The organism is Pseudomonas azadiae (assembly GCF_019145355.1).
GTDB classification, from domain to species: domain Bacteria; phylum Pseudomonadota; class Gammaproteobacteria; order Pseudomonadales; family Pseudomonadaceae; genus Aquipseudomonas; species Aquipseudomonas azadiae.
The window spans coordinates 3470760-3492356 of the sequence record NZ_JAHSTY010000001.1; the positions used below are offsets into that span (position 1 = coordinate 3470760).

The 21597-nt window shown below is 61.9% G+C and carries 17 protein-coding genes and 1 riboswitch; of the genes, 12 read left to right on the forward strand and 5 right to left on the reverse strand.

From position 1 onward, the window contains the following. Positions 1-1278, forward strand: a complete 1278-nt coding sequence (gene waaA / locus KVG91_RS15735; RefSeq protein ID WP_169377276.1) for a lipid IV(A) 3-deoxy-D-manno-octulosonic acid transferase — start codon at positions 1-3, stop codon at positions 1276-1278. Positions 1279-1393: 115 nt separating this feature from the next. Here the strand turns inward: waaA and KVG91_RS15740 are convergent, their stop codons facing one another. Next, positions 1394-2833 (reverse strand): TolC family outer membrane protein, encoded by a 1440-nt coding sequence (locus tag KVG91_RS15740; RefSeq protein WP_169377277.1) that lies wholly within the window; start codon positions 2831-2833, stop codon positions 1394-1396. 209 nt (positions 2834-3042) lie between these two features. Continuing rightward, positions 3043-3148: riboswitch (TPP riboswitch) on the forward strand. 148 nt (positions 3149-3296) lie between these two features. Between KVG91_RS15740 and thiC the strand changes: the two genes are divergently transcribed. Next, positions 3297-5201 (forward strand): phosphomethylpyrimidine synthase ThiC, encoded by a 1905-nt coding sequence (gene thiC, locus KVG91_RS15745; RefSeq protein ID WP_169377278.1) that lies wholly within the window; start codon positions 3297-3299, stop codon positions 5199-5201. Positions 5202-5339: 138 nt separating this feature from the next. After that, positions 5340-6629, forward strand: a complete 1290-nt coding sequence (gene cytX, locus KVG91_RS15750) for a putative hydroxymethylpyrimidine transporter CytX (RefSeq protein WP_169377279.1) — start codon at positions 5340-5342, stop codon at positions 6627-6629. On the opposite strand, the gene KVG91_RS15755 is transcribed toward cytX, so the two are convergent. Continuing rightward, positions 6598-7344, reverse strand: a complete 747-nt coding sequence (locus tag KVG91_RS15755) for an RsiV family protein (RefSeq protein WP_169377280.1) — start codon at positions 7342-7344, stop codon at positions 6598-6600. The genes cytX and KVG91_RS15755 overlap by 32 nt on opposite strands. Before the next feature lie 192 nt (positions 7345-7536). Here KVG91_RS15755 and KVG91_RS15760 point away from each other — a divergent pair, with 192 nt between their 5' ends. From KVG91_RS15760 to KVG91_RS15795, 8 genes are all read left to right on the forward strand, one after another. Continuing rightward, complete coding sequence (locus KVG91_RS15760) at positions 7537-8154, forward strand: NUDIX domain-containing protein (RefSeq protein ID WP_169377281.1); 618 nt, start codon at positions 7537-7539, stop codon at positions 8152-8154. Then, positions 8145-8594: a DUF1249 domain-containing protein gene (locus KVG91_RS15765; protein ID WP_012721893.1), complete on the forward strand. Its 450-nt coding sequence runs from the start codon at positions 8145-8147 to the stop codon at positions 8592-8594. The genes KVG91_RS15760 and KVG91_RS15765 overlap by 10 nt, the downstream gene beginning before the upstream one ends. Before the next feature lie 97 nt (positions 8595-8691). Further along, entirely contained in the window at positions 8692-9507 is an 816-nt protein-coding gene (gene cpdA / locus KVG91_RS15770) for a 3',5'-cyclic-AMP phosphodiesterase (RefSeq protein ID WP_169377282.1), read from the forward strand. 186 nt (positions 9508-9693) lie between these two features. Beyond that, complete coding sequence (locus KVG91_RS15775) at positions 9694-10302, forward strand: YqiA/YcfP family alpha/beta fold hydrolase (RefSeq protein ID WP_169377283.1); 609 nt, start codon at positions 9694-9696, stop codon at positions 10300-10302. A gap of 45 nt (positions 10303-10347) precedes the next feature. Next, entirely contained in the window at positions 10348-12252 is a 1905-nt protein-coding gene (parE, locus tag KVG91_RS15780; RefSeq protein ID WP_169377284.1) for a DNA topoisomerase IV subunit B, read from the forward strand. Beyond that, the gene (locus tag KVG91_RS15785; RefSeq protein ID WP_169377285.1) at positions 12252-13247 is read left to right on the forward strand and encodes an esterase-like activity of phytase family protein; all 996 of its coding nucleotides are present in this window, start codon (positions 12252-12254) and stop codon (positions 13245-13247) included. Before parE ends, KVG91_RS15785 begins: the two co-directional genes overlap by 1 nt. A 73-nt stretch (positions 13248-13320) precedes the next feature. Further along, complete coding sequence (gene parC, locus KVG91_RS15790) at positions 13321-15585, forward strand: DNA topoisomerase IV subunit A (protein ID WP_076951845.1); 2265 nt, start codon at positions 13321-13323, stop codon at positions 15583-15585. Between the two features lie 176 nt (positions 15586-15761). After that, positions 15762-16472: a PqiC family protein gene (locus tag KVG91_RS15795; protein ID WP_169377286.1), complete on the forward strand. Its 711-nt coding sequence runs from the start codon at positions 15762-15764 to the stop codon at positions 16470-16472. A gap of 189 nt (positions 16473-16661) precedes the next feature. Here KVG91_RS15795 and KVG91_RS15800 read toward each other — a convergent pair whose 3' ends face one another. Beyond that, positions 16662-18167, reverse strand: a complete 1506-nt coding sequence (locus KVG91_RS15800) for an AhpA/YtjB family protein (RefSeq protein WP_169377287.1) — start codon at positions 18165-18167, stop codon at positions 16662-16664. Between the two features lie 133 nt (positions 18168-18300). On the opposite strand from KVG91_RS15800, the gene serB reads away from it, so the two are divergent. Beyond that, positions 18301-19515, forward strand: coding sequence for a phosphoserine phosphatase SerB (serB, locus tag KVG91_RS15805; RefSeq protein WP_169377288.1), 1215 nt, complete (start codon positions 18301-18303; stop codon positions 19513-19515). A 339-nt stretch (positions 19516-19854) separates the two neighbouring features. Here serB and asd read toward each other — a convergent pair whose 3' ends face one another. Together asd and KVG91_RS15815 are read right to left on the reverse strand one after the other, a co-directional pair. Beyond that, positions 19855-20715 (reverse strand): archaetidylserine decarboxylase, encoded by an 861-nt coding sequence (gene asd, locus KVG91_RS15810; RefSeq protein ID WP_003171334.1) that lies wholly within the window; start codon positions 20713-20715, stop codon positions 19855-19857. Between the two features lie 15 nt (positions 20716-20730). After that, entirely contained in the window at positions 20731-21546 is an 816-nt protein-coding gene (locus KVG91_RS15815; protein WP_169376982.1) for a rhodanese-like domain-containing protein, read from the reverse strand. Positions 21547-21597: the final 51 nt, after the last annotated feature.

Genomic DNA, 21597 nt, shown 5'->3' on the forward strand with positions numbered 1-21597 from the left:
ATGAATAGAACTCTCTACAGCTGTCTGTTTTACCTGGCGCTGCCCTTGGTGGCTTTACGTCTGTTGTTGCGCGCGCGCAAGGCGCCGGCCTATGCCAAGCGTATCGGCGAGCGCTTCTCCTATGGCTTGCCGCCGATGCAGCCAGGCGGAATCTGGGTGCATGCGGTGTCCGTGGGCGAAAGCATCGCTGCGGCGCCGATGGTGCGCGCGCTGCTGGAGCGCTATCCGCAGTTGCCAATTACCGTGACCTGCATGACGCCCACCGGTTCGGAGCGCATCCAGGCCTTGTTCGCCCATGAATCGCGCATTCAGCACTGCTATCTGCCCTATGACTTACCGTGCGCGGCCAGGTGTTTCCTTGATCGCGTGCAGCCGAAACTGGCGGTGATCATGGAGACCGAGCTGTGGCCCAACCATATCCACGCCTGCGCCCAGCGCGGGATTCCCGTGGCGCTGGCCAATGCGCGATTGTCGGCGCGCTCCGCCAAGGGTTACGCACGTTTCGCCAAGCTGACCGCGCCGATGCTGGCGCAGATGGGCCTGTTCGCCGTACAGACGCAAACCGAGGCCCAGCGTTTCCTGAGCCTGGGGGCTCGGCCGGAAACCGTCGAGGTCACCGGTTCGATCAAGTTCGACCTGACCATCGACCCTCAGCTGCCCATGCGTGCCGCCGCGTTGCGTGCGCAGTGGGGCGCCAGCGAGCGGCCGGTCTGGATCGCCGCCAGCACCCACGAAGGCGAAGATGAAGTGGTGCTGGCGGCCCATCGCCAATTGCTCGAAAGCTATCCCAACGCGCTGCTGATCCTGGTGCCGCGCCATCAGGAGCGCTTCGGCCCGATGTTCGAACTGTGCCAACAGCAAGGCTTTGCCACGGTGCGTCGTTCCAGCGGCGAGCCCGTCACCGCGCAAGCCACTGTGTTGCTCGGCGATACCATGGGCGAGTTGTTGTTTCTCTATGCCTTGGCCGACAGCGCCTTTGTCGGCGGCAGCCTGGTCGCGACGGGTGGGCATAACCCGTTGGAGCCGGCGGCGTTGGCCCTGCCGGTGATCATGGGGCCGCATGTGTTCAACTTCCTTGAGATCACCGCGATGATGCGCGATGCCGGGGCGTTGCGACAGATCGATGACGCCGAGGGGCTGGCCGAAGCCGTGCGCCAGTTGTTCGAACTGCCGCAGGATGCACGCCGGATGGCGCAGGCGGGGCTGAAGGTGATGCAGGCCAATCAGGGGGCGTTGAAGCGCTTGCTGGATAGTTTGGACAAACTCCTCAACCACTGACTAACACATCAAATGTGGGAGCTGGCTTGCCTGCGATGCAGGCACCTCGGTACATCAGATGCACCGAGGTGATGCTATCGCAGGCAAGCCAGCTCCCACATTAGTTGTGGTGAACTCAGTTATTCGGCCGCGCCTTCAATTGCTCGGCGGCAGCCTTGGCCAAGTCCGGCGGCAGGAAGTCGCGGTCCGGGTTGTAGTCGGCCTTGAGGTAACGCGCCAGGTCCTGCAAATCCCCCGGGTTCAAGGTGCCGGCCGCCTGCTTCAGGCGCAGGTTGTCGAGGATGTAGTCGTAGCGGCTGTTGTTGTAGTTGCGCACCGACGCATAGAGCTGGCGCTGTGAGTCGAGTACGTCGACGATATTGCGCGTACCCACCTGATAGCCGATTTCCGTGGCCTCCACCGCGCTCTGGTTGGAGATGATCGACTGACGGCGAGCCTGTACCTGCTCCACATCGGTGTTCACCGCGCGGTGCAGGTTGCGCGTGTTTTCCACCACCTGGCGACGCAGGCCTTCGCGTTGCTGCTCGGTCTGGCCCAGGCGCGAGTACGATTCACGCACCTGCGAGCTGGTCAGCCCGCCGCTGTAGATCGGGATGCTCAGGCGCAAGCCGATGGTGCGTTGTTCCACGTCACCCCGATAAGGCGTGCCGAAGGCATTCGGGTTGCTGAAGCCAAGGGCGTCGTTGTCACCTTTTTCGTACTGCGCCACGGCGTCCAGGGTCGGCGCATGCCCGGCCTTGCGCTGCCTGAGGGTTTCTTCGGCGGCGGTGACCGCGTAGTTGCTGGCGAGCAGGTTGAGGTTCTGGCGCCCGGCGGTTTCAACCCAGGCCTTGGCGTCGTTCGGCAATGGCGGTAATACGGGCAGCGTGTGCACGATGCCCTGGATCGAGTTGTACTGGCGGTTGGTCAGGGTGATCAGCGCCTCGAACGCGTCTTCCACCTGACGCTGCGCCAGAATCCGGTTGGCGCGGGCGGTGTCGTAGCTGGCCTGGGATTGCAGCACGTCGGTCTTGTCCGACAGGCCCACGTCGAAGCGCTCGTTGGATTGGTCCAGTTGGCGCTTGAAGGCATTCTCTTCGGCCTTGGTCGAGGCCAGGTTGTCCTGGGCGCGCAGCACGGCGAAGTAGCTTTCGGCGCTTTGCAGGATTAGGTTCTGTTCGGTGGCCGACAGTTGCAGCGCGGCCTGCTCGCTGGTGGCTTCGGCCGCCTGCAACTGGAACCAGCGGTCGGCGCGGAACAGCGGCTGGCTCAAGGTCGCGCGCCAGGAGTGGGCATCACGGTTGGCGGTCGCTGCCGGCGTGTCGATCTGGGTGCGCACGTTATTGATATCGGCACCGCCCGACAGGTTTGGCAGCAGCCCGGCACGGGCCTGGGGCACCACTTCTTTTTGCGCGCCATACTGGGCCCGGGCGGCGGCCAGGTCGGCATTGTTATCCACGGCTTCCTGGTAGACGCTGACCAGGTCAGTTTTCGCGGACAAGGGCGCTTCTGCTGCCCAGACCATTCCATTGGTCGCACAAGACACGGCAAGCGCCAGTGAGAGTTTGCGCAGCATGAGGCGTTCCCTTGATGAATATAATGAGTTGGAATATTACGGGTGTAATTTATATCCCAAGGCTAAAGCTGGCCCTGTGTGGCGTCAAGCCTTGAAGCAGTCCCCGAGTGTAGTGGCGCGATCACCGCACAACAATCTGCAAAAGAGCCATTCATCACGCTGAATGCACCGCTATTGGCAATTTGCCCGTGCCATGGTCTAGACTGGCCACGTTCTTGTCGGGGTGCCTTGTTGGAAGGCTGAGATCGGTAAATACCGGATCCCGTTGAACCTGATCAGGTTAGCGCCTGCGTAGGGAACAAGATTTCTCGTCACCCGGCGAGTCCTCTTGTGCTTCGTCCGGGATGCTGTTCGACCATCGAACAGCCCTCGTGCACCGAGCACAGCACTGGTTCCAGTGCGTCCATCCGTCCCAGGTTCGCTCCGACAAAAATCCACCGCCTGGATAGTTGGAGAGCCCGTGATGAGCACAGAACTAAAAAATACAAAACTGAAAAACACCGTGCACCTGAGTGAATCGGCCAAGGTCGACGCAGGCTCCGTGCAGCCCTTCACCCGTTCGCAGAAAATCTATGTGCAGGGCACTCGCCCGGACATCCGCGTGCCGATGCGTGAAGTCAGCCTGGACGTGACGCCCACCGATTTCGGCGGTGAAATCAACGCCCCCGTGGTGGTCTACGACACCTCCGGCCCGTACACCGACCCCAACGTAATCATCGATGTGCGCAAAGGCCTGGGCGATGTGCGCTCGCCGTGGATCGAGTCCCGTGGCGACACCGAGCGTCTGCCGGGCCTCAGTTCGCACTTCGGCCAACAGCGTCTGAGCGACGCCGAACTGACCGCGCTGCGCTTTGCCCACGTGAAGAACCCGCGCCGCGCCAAGGCCGGTGCCAACGTCACGCAGATGCACTACGCACGCAAAGGCATCATCACCGCCGAGATGGAATACGTCGCCATCCGCGAAAACATGAAGCTTGAAGAAGCCCGCGCCAGCGGCCTGCTCGACCAGCAACACGCAGGCCACAGCTTCGGCGCCAGCGTGCCGAAAATCATCACCCCTGAATTCGTGCGCGAAGAAATCGCCCGTGGCCGCGCGATCATCCCGGCCAACATCAACCATACCGAACTGGAACCGATGATCATCGGCCGTAACTTCCTGGTGAAGATCAACGGCAATATCGGCAACAGCGCCCTGGGTTCGTCCATCGAAGAAGAAGTGGCGAAACTCACCTGGGGCATTCGCTGGGGCTCGGACACGGTGATGGACCTGTCCACCGGCAAGCACATTCACGAAACCCGTGAATGGATCATCCGCAACTCGCCCGTGCCGATCGGCACCGTGCCGATCTACCAGGCCCTGGAAAAAGTCGGCGGCGCCGCCGAAGACCTCACCTGGGAATTGTTCCGTGACACCCTGATCGAACAGGCCGAGCAGGGCGTCGACTACTTCACCATCCACGCCGGCGTGCTGCTGCGCTATGTGCCGCTGACCGCCAAGCGTGTAACCGGCATCGTGTCCCGTGGCGGCTCGATCATGGCCAAATGGTGCCTGGCGCACCACAAAGAGAACTTCACCTACACGCATTTCGACGAAATCTGCGAAATCATGAAGGCCTACGACGTCAGCTTCTCCCTCGGCGATGGCCTGCGCCCGGGTTCGATTGCCGACGCCAACGACGCCGCACAGTTCGGCGAGCTGGAAACCCTCGGCGAACTGACCAAGATCGCCTGGAAGCACGACGTGCAAACCATGATCGAAGGCCCCGGCCACGTGCCGATGCAGTTGATCAAGGAAAACATGGACAAGCAGCTCGAATGCTGCGACGAAGCGCCGTTCTACACCCTTGGCCCGCTGACCACCGACATTGCACCGGGCTACGACCACATCACCTCCGGCATTGGCGCGGCGATGATCGGCTGGTTCGGTTGCGCGATGTTGTGCTATGTCACGCCCAAGGAACATCTGGGCTTGCCGAATAAGGATGACGTTAAGACCGGGATCATCACCTACAAGATCGCCGCGCACGCCGCCGACCTTGCCAAAGGCCATCCCGGCGCGCAGATCCGCGACAACGCCTTGAGCAAGGCGCGTTTCGAGTTCCGCTGGGAAGACCAGTTCAACCTCGGCCTGGACCCGGACACAGCGCGCTCGTATCACGACGAAACCTTGCCGAAGGACTCAGCGAAGGTCGCGCATTTCTGCTCGATGTGCGGGCCGAAGTTCTGCTCGATGAAGATTACCCAGGAAGTGCGCGAGTACGCGGCCAACCAGCGGATTGACGCAGTGGACGTGGACGTGGCCAAGGGCCTGGCGGAGCAGGCGGAGCGGTTCAAGCAGGAAGGGAGCCAGTTGTACAAGAAAGTTTGATCCGGGATTGCAGGCGCCTGTACCGGCCCCTTCGCGAGCAAGCCCGCTCCCACATTTGAAATGCATTTCAAGTGTGGGAGCGGGCTTGCTCGCGAAAGCAATCTACCCAACAACACGTGTTCCTCAGAGATATCCCCCTTGAGCATTCAACCCAGCACTTATTCCCCTGATATCGCGGTGCCTGCTGACAAACGCGTCTTCGGCGCCCGCGATCTGTTTTCCCTGTGGTTCTCACTCGGCATCGGCCTGATGGTCCTGCAAACCGGTGCTTTGCTCGCACCCGGCCTGGGCCTGTCCGGCTCATTGCTGGCAATCTTCCTCGGCACCCTGGTCGGCGTACTGCTGCTGGCCGCCGTCGGCGTGGTCGGCAGCGACACCGGCCTTTCGGCCATGGCCGCCCTCAAGCTCAGCCTTGGCGCCAAAGGCGCGAGCCTGCCGGCGTTGTTGAACCTGCTGCAATTGATCGGCTGGGGCTCATTCGAGATCATCGTGATGCGCGACGCCGCCAGCCTGTTGGGCACGCGGGTGTTCGGCGACGGCAGCCTGCTGACCAGCCCATTGCTGTGGACCCTGTTCTTCGGCGGCCTGGCGACCCTGCTTGCCGTCAGCGGCCCACTGACCTTCGTGCGCCAGATCCTGCGCAAATGGGGTATCTGGCTGCTGCTCGCCGCCTGCCTGTGGCTCACCTGGAACCTGTTCGCCAAGGCAGACCTTGCCGCACTCTGGGCCCAGGCCGGTGACGGTTCGATGCCGTTTGCGGTGGGTTTTGACATCGCCATCGCCATGCCGCTCTCGTGGCTGCCGCTGATCGCGGACTACTCGCGCTTCGGCAAACGTGCCAAGAGCGTGTTCGGCGGCACCGCGCTCGGGTTCTTTATCGGTAATTTCTGGCTGATGAGCCTGGGCGTGGCCTACACCCTGGCGTTCGCGCCGAGTGGTGAAGTGAACGCGCTGCTGCTGGCGTTGGCCGGCGCTGGCCTGGGGATTCCGCTGCTATTGATTTTGCTGGACGAGTCGGAAAACGCTTTTGCCGATATTCACTCGGCGGCAGTCTCCAGCGGAATTTTGTTGCGCTTGAAGGTCGAGCACCTGGCATTGGCGATCGGCGTGATCTGCACCCTGATCGCCTGCTTTGCGCCGTTGGCCCAGTACCAGAACTTCCTGTTGTTGATCGGCTCGGTGTTTGCGCCGCTGTTTGGCGTGGTACTGGTGGATCACTTCATTCTGCGCCGCCGTGGCCAGGGCGTGGTCGCCAACCTGCGCTGGCCGGCCTTGTTGGCCTGGCTGGGCGGCATCGCGACCTATCACCTGTTGGCCAATTTGTATCCGGATGTCGGCGCAACCCTGCCGGCACTGGTGCTGGCAGGGCTGCTGCAGTTCATTCTCGGGCGTGTCTTCAGCGGCGCGCCGGCACCAGCTCAGGCTTGAGGATGCCGTCGAGGCGCGAGTAGGGAATCTGCAATTCGACATGGCCCAGGGCGTACGGCGCGATGGTGCTGGTGGGGTACTTGAGGATCACTGCGCCGTAGGTCAGCGCCACGTTCGGGGTTTTCTGGAAGGGGTAGGTTTTCACGAATTCCGGCTCCAGGCTCAGGCGGGTGCTGATCAGCCAGCTGTTGTGGGCCACCTGGGCGGCTTTCCAGAACGCGTCTTCCTTGCCGGGCAAGAGCATGTCGGTCAGCGACAAGGCTTTTTGCTGCTGGCGAGAATAGTTGATGAACGCGCGGCCCGGTTCGCCGTGGGTGGCGCCCTGGTCGAGGTAACTGGACAGTTCGATGATCACCAAGCCGTCATGCTGCTCGCGTACCTTGGCCTGCAAGTACATGCTGTTACGCGGCGCGGCGGTGCGCAGGAACTGCTCGCCGTAGCTCGCAAGGCTGGTCGGCAGCGGGTCGCTCGGGGCGGTCTGGGTCATTTCCAGCAGGCGCTGTTCGATCAAGGCGTCCAGCTTGGGTTCCTTGGCAAAGTGCACGGTGTCGATATTCACCAGCGGGCAATCGGCGCTGGCACAGCCCGGCTTGCTTTGCTCGGTGGCATCGCGGGTGGCTTCCAGCGGTGTGCGCCAGCTGGGTTGGAACAGGCTTTGGCAGGCACCGAGGGTCAAGGCGATGCAGGCCACGGAGGCAATTTTTAACAGCGACATGGATGTCCTTCGTCTAACGATGAGAGCGAAATTGTGCAGCTTCGACTACCGGCAAGGCAGTCAGTTCGCCACTAAGCTCATTAGAGTGAGTTTGAGGTCCGCCGTCTATCCCGGCAACCGGAAAGAGGCTGCATTAACGGGCATGAGCGCGTTAGGATGGCGCGAAATGCGCAGGCTCAACGAGGACAGGATATGACGGACTTTGCAAAATCGACGCCGGGCAAGATCGAAATTGTGCAGCGCGACAATGCCTATACGGGCTTCTACAAGCTGGATCGCGTGCAACTGCGCCACGAAAAATTCGATGGTGGCATGAGCCGGGTGATCAACCGCGAAGTCTTTGTACGTCATGATGCCGTATGCGTGCTGCCCTACGATCCGCAGCGCGATGAAGTGGTGTTGAACGAACAGTTTCGCGTGGGCGCCATGGGCCGTGCTGACAATCCCTGGCTGATCGAAATGGTCGCCGGCCTGATCGACAAGGACGAGCAACCCGAGGAGGTTGCACACCGCGAAGCCGAAGAGGAAGCTGGGCTGACATTCTCCGCGCTGTGGCCGATCACCAAGTATTTCCCGTCGCCCGGCGGCAGTACCGAATACGTGCACTTGTACCTGGGCCGTTGCGACAGCGCCGGCGTGGGTGGCGTCCATGGATTGGAAGAAGAAGCTGAAGATATCCGCGTCACCGTCTGGGCGTTCGAGGATGCCCTGCAAGCGGTGCGTGACGGCAAGATTTCCAACGCAGCCAGCATCATCGCCCTGCAATGGCTTGCGCTTAATCGCGCGGAAGTGAGGGGGTTATGGCAGTAAAGGCACGGGAACGTTATCGAGTTGACCTGATCGGGCTGCAAGCGGCCTGTGAGGCCAACTATGCGCGATTGATGCGCCTGCTGCCCGACATGCGTCACGCCCCCGAGGCGCGGCGCATCGGTGTGACCCATGGCGACCAGATGCTCGGCGTGCTGGCGCTGGAAGTCATCGTCAACTGCCCGTACACCACCACCTTGCGTGTGCGCCAGGAGCACAGCCTGCCCTGGCTGCCGGTGCCGCAACTGGAAGTGCAGGTGTACCACGACGCGCGAATGGCCGAAGTGATCAGCGCCGAACATGCACGACGCTTTCGCAGCATCTATCCTTACCCCAACGTGTTCATGCACCAGCCCGATGAGAAAGCACAGCTCAATGTGTTCCTCGGCGAATGGTTGAGCCACTGCCTGGCCCTGGGTCACGAGTTCGAAGCTGTTCGGTAGATGTGAACTGCGTCGGGTTCCCGGGTTTCCTCTTTGTGTCCTGCCCCAGCATAATCACGCCAAACGTCCATTCCTGTGATTGCCTTGGGAGAGCGCCTTGCCGAGCGTATCCGCCGTGAGCCCCGATGCACCGGTATTGCTGGTGCAACTGTCCGACAGCCATTTGTTTGCCGAGGCCGATGGCGCGCTGCTGGGCATGAACACCCGCGAAAGCCTGCAGCGGGTGATTGAGTTGGTGTGCGCGCAGCAGCCGTGGATCGACCTGATACTGGCCACGGGTGATCTGTCCCAGGACGGCACGCTTGAGTCGTACCGGCAATTTCGCGACATGACTGCGCCGCTGGGTGCTCCGACACGCTGGATTCCGGGTAATCATGACGAGCCGCCTATTATGGCCCAGGCCGCCGCGCACAGTGATCTGCTGGAGCCGGTGGTCGATATCGGCCACTGGCGCGTCACCCTGCTGGACTCCGCCGTTCCCGGTTCCGTGCCGGGTTACCTGCAAGACCAGCAATTGCAATTGCTCGTCCAGGCTTTGAGTGAAGCGCCGAACCGTCACCACCTGGTGTGTTTGCACCACCATCCGGTGTCCATCGGTTGTGCCTGGATGGAGCCCATCGGCCTGCGTAACCCCGACGCTTTGTTTGCCGTGCTTGACCGTTTCCCGCAGGTGCAGGCGGTGCTCTGGGGGCACGTGCACCAGGAGATCGACCGCGAACGCAACGGCGTGCGCCTGCTGGCGTCGCCATCCACCTGCATCCAGTTCGCGCCGGGCAGCGAGGATTTCATGGTCAGCGGGCAGGCGCCGGGTTATCGCTGGCTGCGGTTACATGCCGACGGGCGGTTGGAGACGGGTGTGGAGCGGGTGCAGGACTTCGTGTTTACGCCGGATTACGGCAGCAGCGGCTATTAAAAAAGGTGGGAGCTGGCTTGCCTGCGATGGCGGTATGTCAGTTAACACCTGTGTGACTGAAACACCGCCATCGCAGGCAAGCCAGCTCCCACACAAGTTATTCAGTGTCTGGTGGTCCGGGGAACTCACACAGGCCCCCGATCCCTGTAAACTGCGCCCCTTTGGCAGCGTCACGGAGAGCCCGGCATGTCGGCTTCGATCCTGTATATCCACGGTTTCAACAGCGCGCCGGCGTCCAACAAGGCCAGCCAGCTGATCAGCGTAATGGACAACCTCGGCTTGTCCGACCAACTGCGTGTACCGGCGTTGCATCACCATCCCCGTCAGGCGATTCCTCAACTCGAGGAGGCCATTGCAGAACTGGGTCGGCCACTGCTGGTCGGCAGCTCACTCGGCGGCTACTATGCAACCCACCTTGCCGAGCGCCATGGCCTCAAGGCGCTGCTGGTGAACCCGGCGGTCAGCCCCCATCGGATGTTCGACGGTTACCTGGGCACCCAGAAGAACCTCTACACCGATGAAACCTGGGAACTGACCCACGACCACGTCACGGCGCTGGCCGAGCTGGAAGTGCCGGCGCCCCAGGATGCCGCGCGTTATCAGGTGTGGTTGCAGACCGGGGATGAAACCCTGGATTATCGCCTCGCCCAGCAGTACTACCGGGCCTGTGCCTTGCGCATCCAGGCCGGTGGCGACCATGGTTACCAGGGTTTTGCCCGCCAACTGCCGGCGTTGTTGAGCTTTGCCGGTTTTGGCGCAGATCAGTACCAATCCTTCGATTTTGCAGCACTGTAAACATCGCAGGTTACTTTTTAATCGAACGACTCACGACGAGACACCATGGCCACTCCCAGCGCTAGCTCTTATAACGCCGACGCCATCGAAGTCCTCTCGGGCCTCGACCCGGTGCGCAAACGCCCCGGCATGTACACCGACACCAGTCGGCCGAACCACCTTGCCCAGGAAGTCATCGACAACAGCGTCGACGAAGCCTTGGCCGGGCACGCCAAATCGGTGCATGTCATTCTTCATGCGGACCATTCCCTTGAAGTGTCCGACGACGGACGCGGCATGCCGGTGGACATCCATCCTGAAGAAGGCGTATCGGGCGTTGAGCTGATCCTCACCAAGCTGCACGCCGGCGGCAAGTTCTCCAACAAGAACTACCAGTTCTCCGGCGGTTTGCACGGTGTGGGTATTTCGGTGGTCAACGCCCTGTCGAACCATGTCCGGGTCAAGGTCAAGCGCGACGGCAACGAGTACGAGATGACCTTCGCCGATGGCTACAAAGCCACCGACCTGCAGGTGATCGGCACCGTTGGCAAGCGCAACACCGGCACCAGCGTGTATTTCGCGCCGGACCCCAAATACTTCGATTCGCCGAAATTCTCCATCAGCCGCCTCAAGCATGTGCTCAAGGCCAAGGCCGTGCTGTGCCCGGGCCTGTTGGTGACCTTTGAAGACAAAGGCACCGGCGAGAAGGTCGAGTGGCATTACGAAGACGGCTTGCGCTCCTACCTGGAAGATTCCGTCAGCGACTTCGAACGCCTGCCCAACGAGCCGTTCTGCGGCAGCCTGGCCGGTAACAAAGAAGCCGTCGACTGGGCGCTGCTGTGGTTGCCCGAAGGCGGCGACAGCGTGCAGGAAAGCTACGTCAACCTGATCCCAACGGCCCAGGGCGGCACCCACGTCAATGGTTTGCGCCAGGGTTTGCTGGATGCCATGCGCGAATTCTGCGAATACCGCAGCCTGCTGCCGCGTGGCGTCAAGCTGGCGCCGGAAGACGTGTGGGAGCGCATTGCGTTCGTGCTGTCGATGAAGATGCAGGAGCCGCAATTCTCCGGCCAGACCAAAGAGCGCCTGTCGTCCCGCGAAGCGGCGGCATTCGTCTCCGGCGTGGTCAAGGACGCCTTCAGCCTGTGGCTCAACGAGCATCCCGAGCTGGGCCTGGCCCTGGCCGAGTTGGCGATCAACAACGCCGGCCGTCGTTTGAAGGCCAGCAAGAAGGTTGAGCGCAAGCGCATTACTCAGGGCCCGGCACTGCCCGGCAAGCTGGCTGACTGCGCCGGGCAGGACCCGATGCGTTCCGAACTGTTCCTGGTCGAAGGTGACTCCGCGGGCGGGTCAGCCAAACAGGCTCGGGACAAGGAGTTCCAAGCGATCCTGCCGTTGCGCGGCAAGATCCTCAACACCTGGGAAGTCGATGGCAGTGAAGTCCTCGCCAGCCAGGAAGTGCACAATATCGCCGTGGCCATCGGCGTCGACCCCGGCGCGGCGGACATGAGCCAGTTGCGCTACGGCAAGATCTGCATCCTCGCCGACGCCGACTCCGACGGCCTGCACATCGCCACGCTGCTGTGTGCGCTGTTTGTCCAGCACTTCCGTCCGTTGGTGGACGCCGGTCACGTCTACGTCGCCATGCCGCCGCTGTACCGAATCGACCTGGGCAAGGAGATTTTCTACGCCCTGGACGAAGCCGAGCGCGATGGCATCCTCGACCGCCTGGTGGCCGAGAAGAAGCGCGGCAAGCCACAGGTCACGCGATTCAAGGGTTTGGGTGAAATGAACCCGCCGCAACTGCGCGAAACCACCATGGACCCGAACACTCGGCGCCTGGTGCAGTTGACCCTGGAAGACTACGCCGCCACCTCGGAAATGATGGACATGCTGCTGGCGAAGAAACGTGCGCCGGATCGCAAGTCCTGGTTGGAGTCCAAAGGCAACCTGGCCGAGGTACTGGGCTGATGCGCACAGGTTTCGCCCTGGCGATCCTGATGTTGTGCGGGCTGACGGCCACCCAGGTGGCTGCCGCGCCCGTGGCTGAGCTCAAGCTGATGTCCGAGCACCCGGTGGACGGCATGCGCGGCGGTAACCTGTCGGGCCTGGCGGTGTGCGGTAACGCGTTGTGGACGGTTTCCGACCGCGATGATGACCAGATCTACCGCCTGGACACACGCGCGCCGACCTGGCAGGCCGAGGCGGTCGAGATCGACGTGCCGCCGGTACCCGAATCCGGGCTGCCGTGGGGGCTGCGTTCGCGCACCAAGGCTGCCTCGTTCATTCGCGGCGGCGACCTGGATTTTGAAGGCATCACCTGCGATGCCGCCGGCAACCGCTACATCGTCAGTGAAGCCCATGCCGCGGTGCTGCAAGTGCCGCCGGCTGGCGCGCCGCAGTGGTTGAACATTGCTCCGGCAATGGTGCAAGAGGCGCGGGCCAGCGGCATGTTGCTGCACTTCAACGCGTTGTTTGAAGGGTTGGCGATCAACCCCGAGGGCGATCGGATCTGGCTGGCAGCCGAGCGTGAGCGGCGCGGGCTGATTTCGATCAGGCCTGTGCAGGGCCTGTGGAACTGTGATGGGCCCTGCGTGCTGATGAGCGAGGCGGGCCGGCAAGTGCAGCCGGCCAAGTTCACCGATGGCAAGGCCGTGTCCAAGGATTTCGCCGACCTGGCGCTGTTCGACGGCAAGCTGTTTACCCTGGAGCGCAATGCGTTTCAGATTTGCCGACGCGATCCCGTCACGGCCAGTGTCGAGTTGTGCTGGTCGTTTGCCGACGAAACCCTGACGCCCGAGCGACGTTACCCCCAGCCCTACGGCCTGGCTGAAGCCCTGGTGGTGGACGTGGAAGGCGCCTGGCTGGGCATCGATAACAATTTCGGCCCGCGTGCCGATGGTGAAAAGCGCCCCATGGTCTATCGTTTCGCCGCCCCTGCCGGTGGTTGGAGCGCCCGCCCATGAGCCCCTGTTTTTTTGACTTGACCCGGTGCGGCGGCAATTCCGCTGCGCCTTACCCGACCATGATGAGGCCCGCATGAGTGACATCCTCGCAGACAGCTTAGACGGCGTAGAGCGCCGGTCGCTGGCTGACTTCACCGAAAATGCCTACCTCAACTACTCCATGTACGTGATCATGGACCGTGCCTTGCCGCATATCGGCGACGGCCTGAAGCCCGTGCAACGGCGCATCATCTACGCCATGAGTGAGTTGGGCCTGGATGCCGATTCCAAGCACAAGAAGTCGGCGCGTACCGTCGGTGACGTGCTCGGCAAGTTCCACCCCCACGGTGACTCGGCGTGCTACGAAGCCATGGTGCTGATGGCCCAGCCGTTCAGCTATCGCTACACACTGGTCGACGGCCAGGGTAACTGGGGTGCGCCGGATGATCCCAAGTCCTTCGCCGCCATGCGATACACCGAGGCGCGCCTGTCGCGTTACTCCGAAGTACTGCTGAGTGAGCTGGGGCAGGGCACGGCGGACTGGGGGCCGAACTTCGACGGCACTCTCGACGAGCCGCTGGTGTTGCCGGCACGTTTGCCGAATATCCTGCTTAACGGCACCACGGGCATTGCGGTCGGCATGGCCACCGACGTGCCGCCGCACAACCTGCGCGAAGTCGCCACGGCCTGTGTGCGTTTGCTGGATGAGCCCAAAGCCACGGTCGAGCAGCTCTGCGAGCATATCCAGGGCCCGGATTACCCGACCGAAGCGGAAATCATCACGCCGCGCGCCGATCTGCTGAAGATGTACGAAACCGGCAAGGGCTCGGTGCGCATGCGCGCCGTGTACCACATCGAGGATGGCGACATTATCGTCACGGCGCTGCCGCACCAGGTGTCCGGCGCCAAGGTGCTGGAGCAGATCGCTGCGCTGATGCAGGCCAAGCCGTCGAAATTGCCGCAAGTGGCCGACCTGCGTGATGAGTCCGACCACGAAAACCCATGCCGCATCGTGATTATCCCGACCAACAGCCGGGTCGACCACGAAGTGCTGATGCAGCACCTGTTTGCCAGCACCGAGCTGGAGTCCAGCTACCGGGTCAACATTAATATCATCGGCCTGGACGGCAAGCCGCAGCTGAAAAACCTGCGCAACCTGCTGGTGGAGTGGCTGGAGTTCCGGGTGAACACCGTGCGCCGCCGCCTGCAATTCCGTCTGGATAAGGTCGAGCGCCGCCTGCACCTGTTGGACGGCTTGCTGATTGCCTACCTCAACCTGGATGAAGTGATCCATATCATCCGCACCGCGGAGCACCCCAAAGCCGAGCTGATCGCGCGTTTCGAGCTGAGCGAGATCCAGGCTGACTACATCCTGGACACCCGCTTGCGCCAGTTGGCGCGTCTGGAAGAAATGAAGCTGCGCGACGAACAGGACGCGCTGCTCAAGGAACAAGCCAAGCTGCAAGCCCTGCTGGGCAGCGAAGCCAAGCTGAAGAAGCTCGTACGCACTGAGCTGATCAAGGACGCTGAAACCTATGGCGACGACCGCCGTTCGCCGATCGTCCAGCGTGCCGAAGCGAAAGCTCTGACAGAAACAGAGCTGCTGCCAAATGAGAAAATTACCGTCGTTTTGTCGGAAAAGGGTTGGGTTCGCTCCGCCAAAGGGCATGATATTGATGCAACCGGGTTGTCGTACAAGGCTGGCGACGGGTTCAAGACCGCCGCGGCCGGGCGTTCCAACCAGTTTGCGGTGTTTATCGATTCCACCGGGCGCAGTTATTCGGTACCGGCCCACACCTTGCCGTCCGCACGGGGGCAGGGCGAGCCGTTGACGGGGCGCCTTACACCGCCGCCGGGTGCGAATTTCGAGTGTGTGCTGCTGCCGGACGACGACGCGCTGTATGTGATCGCTTCCGACGCGGGTTACGGTTTCGTGGTCAAGGGTGAAGACCTGCAGGCCAAGAACAAGGCGGGCAAAGCGCTGCTGAGCCTGCCGAACAACGCCAAGGTGATCCTGCCGCGGCCGGTGGACGACCGTGAGAGCAACTGGCTGGCGTCGGTGACCACCGAAGGGCGCTTGCTGGTGTTCAAGATCAGCGATCTGCCGCAGTTGGGCAAAGGCAAGGGCAACAAGATTATCGGTATTCCAGGGGAGCGCGTGGCCAGTCGCGAAGAGTACGTGACCGACATTGCGGTGATCCCGGAAGGTTCTACCCTGGTGCTCCAGGCCGGCAAGCGCACGTTGTCATTGCGCCCTGACGACCTTGAACACTACAAGGGCGAGCGTGGTCGACGCGGTAACAAACTGCCTCGGGGCTTCCAGCGGGTGGATGCTTTGTTGGTCGAAACGCCCGCTTAAGCGTTTTAGAGCCCTCGATCTACGATTTAACGCGTAGATCGACGCTTTGGCGCTGGAGTCATGGCGCATATTCACGGATGATATGGCCTTTCCAGCGCCGGCGTGGCCGAGCGTGTTTAGGTTGTTTTTAAGTATTACATTGTGGTTTGCCTTGTGGCAGCCACCTGGATGGGATGATGACTGCTCCACGCCTTCCTTTTATTTTCATGCTCGCTGGCCTTTTGGGGCTGGCGGGTTGCAGCACGCATCAACCGGTGTCGCTGTACCAGCTGGACAGCGGAAGTCCGGCTCAACCCGCTCAGACCGCTGGCATGGCGGTCTTGCTGGGCCCGGTGGTCGTAGCCGACTACCTGCAACGCGAAACCCTGCTGCAACGTCAGAACGACGGCAGCCTGCAAGGTTCCACCGATGGTCGTTGGGCGGGCAGCTTGTCCTCGGACATCAACCAGTTGATGTTGCGCCAGGTGGCGGGTCATCTGGACAGCCAGCGCGTAGTGCTCGCACCCGCACCCACCGGCTTTACCCCGGATGTGCAGGTGTTGTTGACCATCACCCGGCTCGATTCGGGTAAGTCGCAACCGGCGATCCTCGATGCGCAGTGGCGCTTGATCGACCGTCGTGGCCAGGTGCGCGATAACCGCATCGTGCACCTGCAGGAAGAGCACGCCGGCACCACCGCGTCCCAGGTCCAGGCCCAGGGCGTGTTGTTGCAGCACCTGGCGCAACAGTTGTCGGTGGCCCTCAAGCCATTGGCCAACCAACCGCCGATTGCCGAAGCACCACGCAAGCAAAGCGCCCCGGTGCAGGCCAAGCCGACCGAGCCGCAGAAGCCAAAGATGCCGATGGCGACGCCGATCCGCACGGATATGGAAGTGTTCAGGTTCTGATCTGAACGGCACGCAAACAAAAGGCCCGCTGACTCAGCGGGCCTTTTTGTTTGTACGCAATTTGAAGGACACTGAAGATCCCCTGTGGGAGCGGGCTTACCCGCGATTGCGGTGTATCAGTCGACACATCATTGACTGAGCCGGCGCCATCGCGGGCAAGCCCGCTCCCACAGGGTCATGCATCATCTATCAGGGCTTGGCGCGGGTCTCGTGCATCCGCGCCAACTGGCGCTCCAGCATCGACGGGTACGGCTCCATCAAGCGCTCCACGCAACTGGCGCCCTCTGGGCTGGCAATCGGGCGGATACGTGCGCGCTGGCGGATCAGCGTGTCTTCGCTGATCTTGCGCTCCACCAACAGCAGGTTGCGGCTGTGTTGGGACAGGGCCAACGCATCCTGGGCGATCTCGGTCAGCAACAGGTCGATCTGGCTCATGCCAAACAGATCGTCGCCTACCGTCAGGCCCAGCTGCAATTGCAGGGTGATGCCGCTGTCGGCCACTTCGATCTGCAATTCATGGCCCAGGGCGCGCAGCAACTCGCCACAGCAGATCGCATTGGTCAGGTAGTCTTCACCGCTGTCTTCGCTGTGGAACAACATCAGTGTGCTGCCATCGTTCAGGGTGTGCAGTTCACTCTGGTACAGCGAAGCGGCCTGGTCCAGGCAGTCACGATAGCGTTCCAGCAACTCGGTCAGGCGCGCGCGGGGCAGGCGACGCAGTTGGTCCTGGGCGCCGAGTTGCACCGCGAGTACGGCGCTGTACTGGGGTTCAGCGTTTTTCACCGGGACCGGCTTGGGGGCGACTGCCGGGGTGCCGGCCGAGGTATCGCGCAGATCGGCGAACGGATCTTCGTCGTCCAGTTCGTCTTCTTCGGCGATGAACGCCTTGCGGGTAGCCGGCTTCAAGCCCGCCACCGGTGCTTCTTGCACCTCAAATTCGGGTTCGTCGTCGTAGTCGGTGTCGTCGAACTCAGGCTCGGGCTCGGCTTCGTGCACCACCGGCTCCGGTGCGAAGCTGGCGTGCAGTTGGCGGGCGAGGTCGCCGATTTCATCCTGGCGGTCGGTGGCCGGGGTGTGTTCGTCGATATCCCGTAGCCAAATGCGCAGTTGCATCAAAGGCGTGGAAATATGGCGGCCCAGGCGCAAACTCAAGGCCAGGGCCAATGCCAGCAGAATCGCGCTGAGAATGCCCATGCTTTGCAGGCTGATGGTCATCGGCTGCTGGAATTGCTGCATATCCAGGCTGATGCGCAGTTGGCCGGCCTTCACATCCTGAAACGTGATATTGCTCTGGTACAAGCCTTCGGCTTCGCCCAGCAGGCCGTTTTTCGGGCGCTGGCCGGCTTCGGCCATGATCCGGTTGTCCACACTATAGATAGCGGCGTGGGCCACCAGCGGGTTCTTGGTCAGGTTGTTGAGCAGCACGTTAAGGCTGAGGATGTCGTTGGACACCAGCAGCTCGGTCGCCGAAGTGGCGGTCTGGGTGGTCAAGCTTTCACCCAGGGCGTCGGCTTGTTCGTGCATGGCCTGCTTGAACTGCAAACCCATCACGCAGGCGTAGATCACCAGAGCCAGGGCGACCAGGATCACGTTATGGCTGGCAATGCGTAATGCGATCGGTACACGGCGGTGGCGCAGCGCCCGGAAGATCAGCAGGAAGAAGTTGTCGGTTTTTACTGGCGTAGGCCGGTTCACTTGAGCTCGGCTCTTGGTCCGTGAAGTTGACGCGCAGTATAGCGACAGGCCCAAGACCGGCAAAGCGCTGGCTGTGCCCGATGGTCACTGAAAATGGGTAGAATGCGGTTTTTTTCCAGCCTGGGGGTGCGCCTTGCGCGAAATTGTCCTGATAAACATCACGGGTGTTGACCGACCGGGTCTCACCGCAGCCATTACCGGTGTTCTGGCCCAGGGTGGTGTAAACATTCTCGACATCGGCCAGGCGGTGATTCACGACACGCTGTCGTTCGGCATTCTGGTAGAGATCCCAAGCACTGAACAGGCGTCTTCGGTGCTCAAGGACATCCTGTTTACGGCGTACAAACTGGACCAGCAGGTGCGTTTCACGCCGGTGTCCGAAACCGATTACCAGCAATGGGTCGCCGGCCAGGGCAAGAAACGCCACATCGTGACGCTGCTGACCCGCAAGGTCACCGCCGAACAGTTGCAGCGCGTCAGTTCGATCACCGCGCAGTATGGCTTGAATATCGACCACATTGACCGTCTGTCGGGTCGCATGCCGCTGGACACGCCAGCCGACAAGGGCAAGGGCTGCATCGAGTTTTCCGTGCGCGGTGAACCGGCCGATCCGCAAGCCCTGCGCGCCGAGTTTCTCAGCGTGGCCCAGGAGCTGAACGTCGATATTGCCTTCCAGGAAGACTCGCTCTTCCGCCGCAACCGCCGCCTGGCGGTGTTCGATATGGATTCGACGCTGATCGAAGCCGAAGTCATCGACGAATTGGCCAAGGCCGCAGGTGTAGGCGAGCAGGTTTCGGCGATTACCGAGCGTGCCATGGCCGGCGAATTGGATTTCCGTGCGAGCTTTAAAGAGCGCCTGGCGCTGCTTAAAGGTCTGGACGTGAGCGTGCTGGACTCCATCGGCGCGTCGCTGCGCCTGACCGAAGGCGCCGAAACCTTGTTCGCCGAGCTCAAGCGCCTGGGCTACAAGACCGCGATCCTGTCCGGTGGCTTCACCTATTTCGCCAAGCAGTTGCAAGCCAAGCTGGGCATCGACTATGTATTCGCCAACGAGCTGGAAGTGGTGGACGGCAAGGTCACCGGCGTGGCCGTGGAGCCAATTGTCGACGCACAGCGCAAGGCGGATTTGCTCAAGGAGCTGGCGCACAAGGAAGGTTTGCGTCTGGAACAGACCATTGCGGTCGGCGACGGCGCCAATGACTTGCCGATGCTGGCGATTGCCGGGCTGGGCGTTGCGTTCCGCGCCAAGCCGTTGGTGAAGCAGTCGGCCAAGCAGGCGATTTCGACGTTGGGGCTTGATGGTGTGTTGTATCTGCTGGGCTTGCGCGACCGCGACGGGCAGCTCTAAACCCCGATACCACTGCAGGAATGGGATCAACTGTGGGAGCTGGCTTGCCTGCGATAGCGGTGTTGGATTCACCACCGTCATCGCAGCATAGGTATCTACACAACGTTCAAAGGCTGAGAAATCTCCCTGTAGTGAGCGGGCTTGTCCCGCGCTGGGTGGCGAAGCCGCCCCAATAAAGACACCGCGCAGTTTCAGAAAAACCCAATTCGCCTGGTTTGGGGCCGCCGCGGCCCAGCGCGGGACAAGCCCGCTCACTACAAAAATGTGTAGATACCTAGGGTCATCGCAGGCAAGCCAGCTCCCACATTAATTGGGCTACAGCTTAAAATCTGCTGGGGATCAGGCTTTAGGTAGAGCGATGCCTTGGCCCATCTGCACTGGCGAACCCGCCACCAGTTCTTCAGCCCACTTCACCTGGTCCGGCCCGAACAGCACGATCGCCGTCGAACCCAGCTTGAAGCGGCCCAGTTCCGCACCTTTCTCCAGATGAATCGGCGCACGCGCCGCTTCGTCATAACGGAAAGTCTTCAGTTCACGCTTGGGCGGCGTTACCAGACCGGCCCACACGGTTTCGATCGACGCCACAATCATCGCGCCCACCAACACCACAGCCATCGGGCCGCGCTCGGTGTCGAACAGGCAGACAACCCGCTCGTTACGCGCAAACAGTTCCGGCACGTTTTCGGCGGTGGTCTGGTTCACCGAGAAGATCCGGCCGGGCACGTAGACCATCTCGCGCAGGGTGCCGGCCAGCGGCATGTGCACGCGATGGTAGTCCTTGGGCGACAGGTAGATGGTGGCGAAGTCGCCGCCCATGAACGGCGCTGCTACGGCTGCATCGCCGCCGAGCAATTCCAGCACGCTGAAGCTGTGGCCTTTGGCCTGGAACACCCGACCATGCTCGATCGGACCGAGCTGGCTGACCGCGCCATCGGCTGGGCTCAAGACTGCGCCTGGGGTTTGATCCAGCGGGCGAGCGCCGTCCTTGAGGGCTCGCGTGAAGAAGGCGTTGAAGTGCTCATAGGCGGTCACGTCTTCAACCAGAGCCTGGGACATGTCCACTTGATAACGCTTGGCGAACCAGGTGGTGAAGGCGTTCTTGAACCAGCGCACGCGGCACTCGGCAATGCAGCCGGCCAGGCGCGACAGCAAGTGGTGCGGCAGCAAGTACTGGCTGAGGATAAACAACTGCTTTTTCATAACTGTCCTTAAACCTTAAATCTCGACGGGGGTGTCGGGGTGGTTGCCCCATTCGCCCCAGGAACCGGCATAACCTTTGACTCGCGGATAACCGAGCGCCTTGGCCACCAGGTAGGTGAAGCCAGAGCGGTGGTGAGTCTGGCAATGGGTGATGATTTCTTTGTCTTTGGTCAGCCCCAGGTCTTGGAGGATCTGCGGCATGTCGCGGCGGATACGCAGGTTGCGCGCCTGGTCCATGCCGGCGGTCCATTCGAAATTCACGGCGCCGGGAATGTGCCCACCTTTGGCGGCGAGTACCTTTTCACCGCAATACTCCAGCGGACCCCGCGCATCCCAGATTCCCAGGTCGGCCGCGCCCAGGCGGCTTTGCAGGTATTCGCGGGTGGCGGTGGGGCCGTCGTGCAGCGTGAGGCTGACCGGGCCGCCGACGGGCGCAGGCACATCGGTGGACACAGGATGTTTTTCTGCCAGCCAGGCCAGCAGGCCGCCGTCCAGGTAGTGGTATTTCTGGTGGCCGATCACGTCGAGCAGCCAGATGAAGCGCCCGGCCCAGCCCCCGCCTTCGTCGTCGTAGACCACGTAGGTCGCGTCCGGGGTGTGGCCCAGTGCACCGAAGAGGTTTTCCAGGTCAACCTTGTTGGGCAGCAAGCCTGGAGCAGGCGCCTGGCCCAATTGGGTGCGCTTGGGGTCAACAAAGTGCGCGCCGGGGATATGCCCTTCGGCGTAGCGGGCGGCACTGGTGAGGTCCACCAGGATCAGGTGTTCGGCCTCCAGGCGACCGAGCAGGTCGCTGGGTTCGATCACCAGCGGCAAGCCAGAGAAGTCAGGCATGTGAGGTCTCCTGGGCACAAAGGTTGGGGATAAAAGAGGGCGATTGTAGCG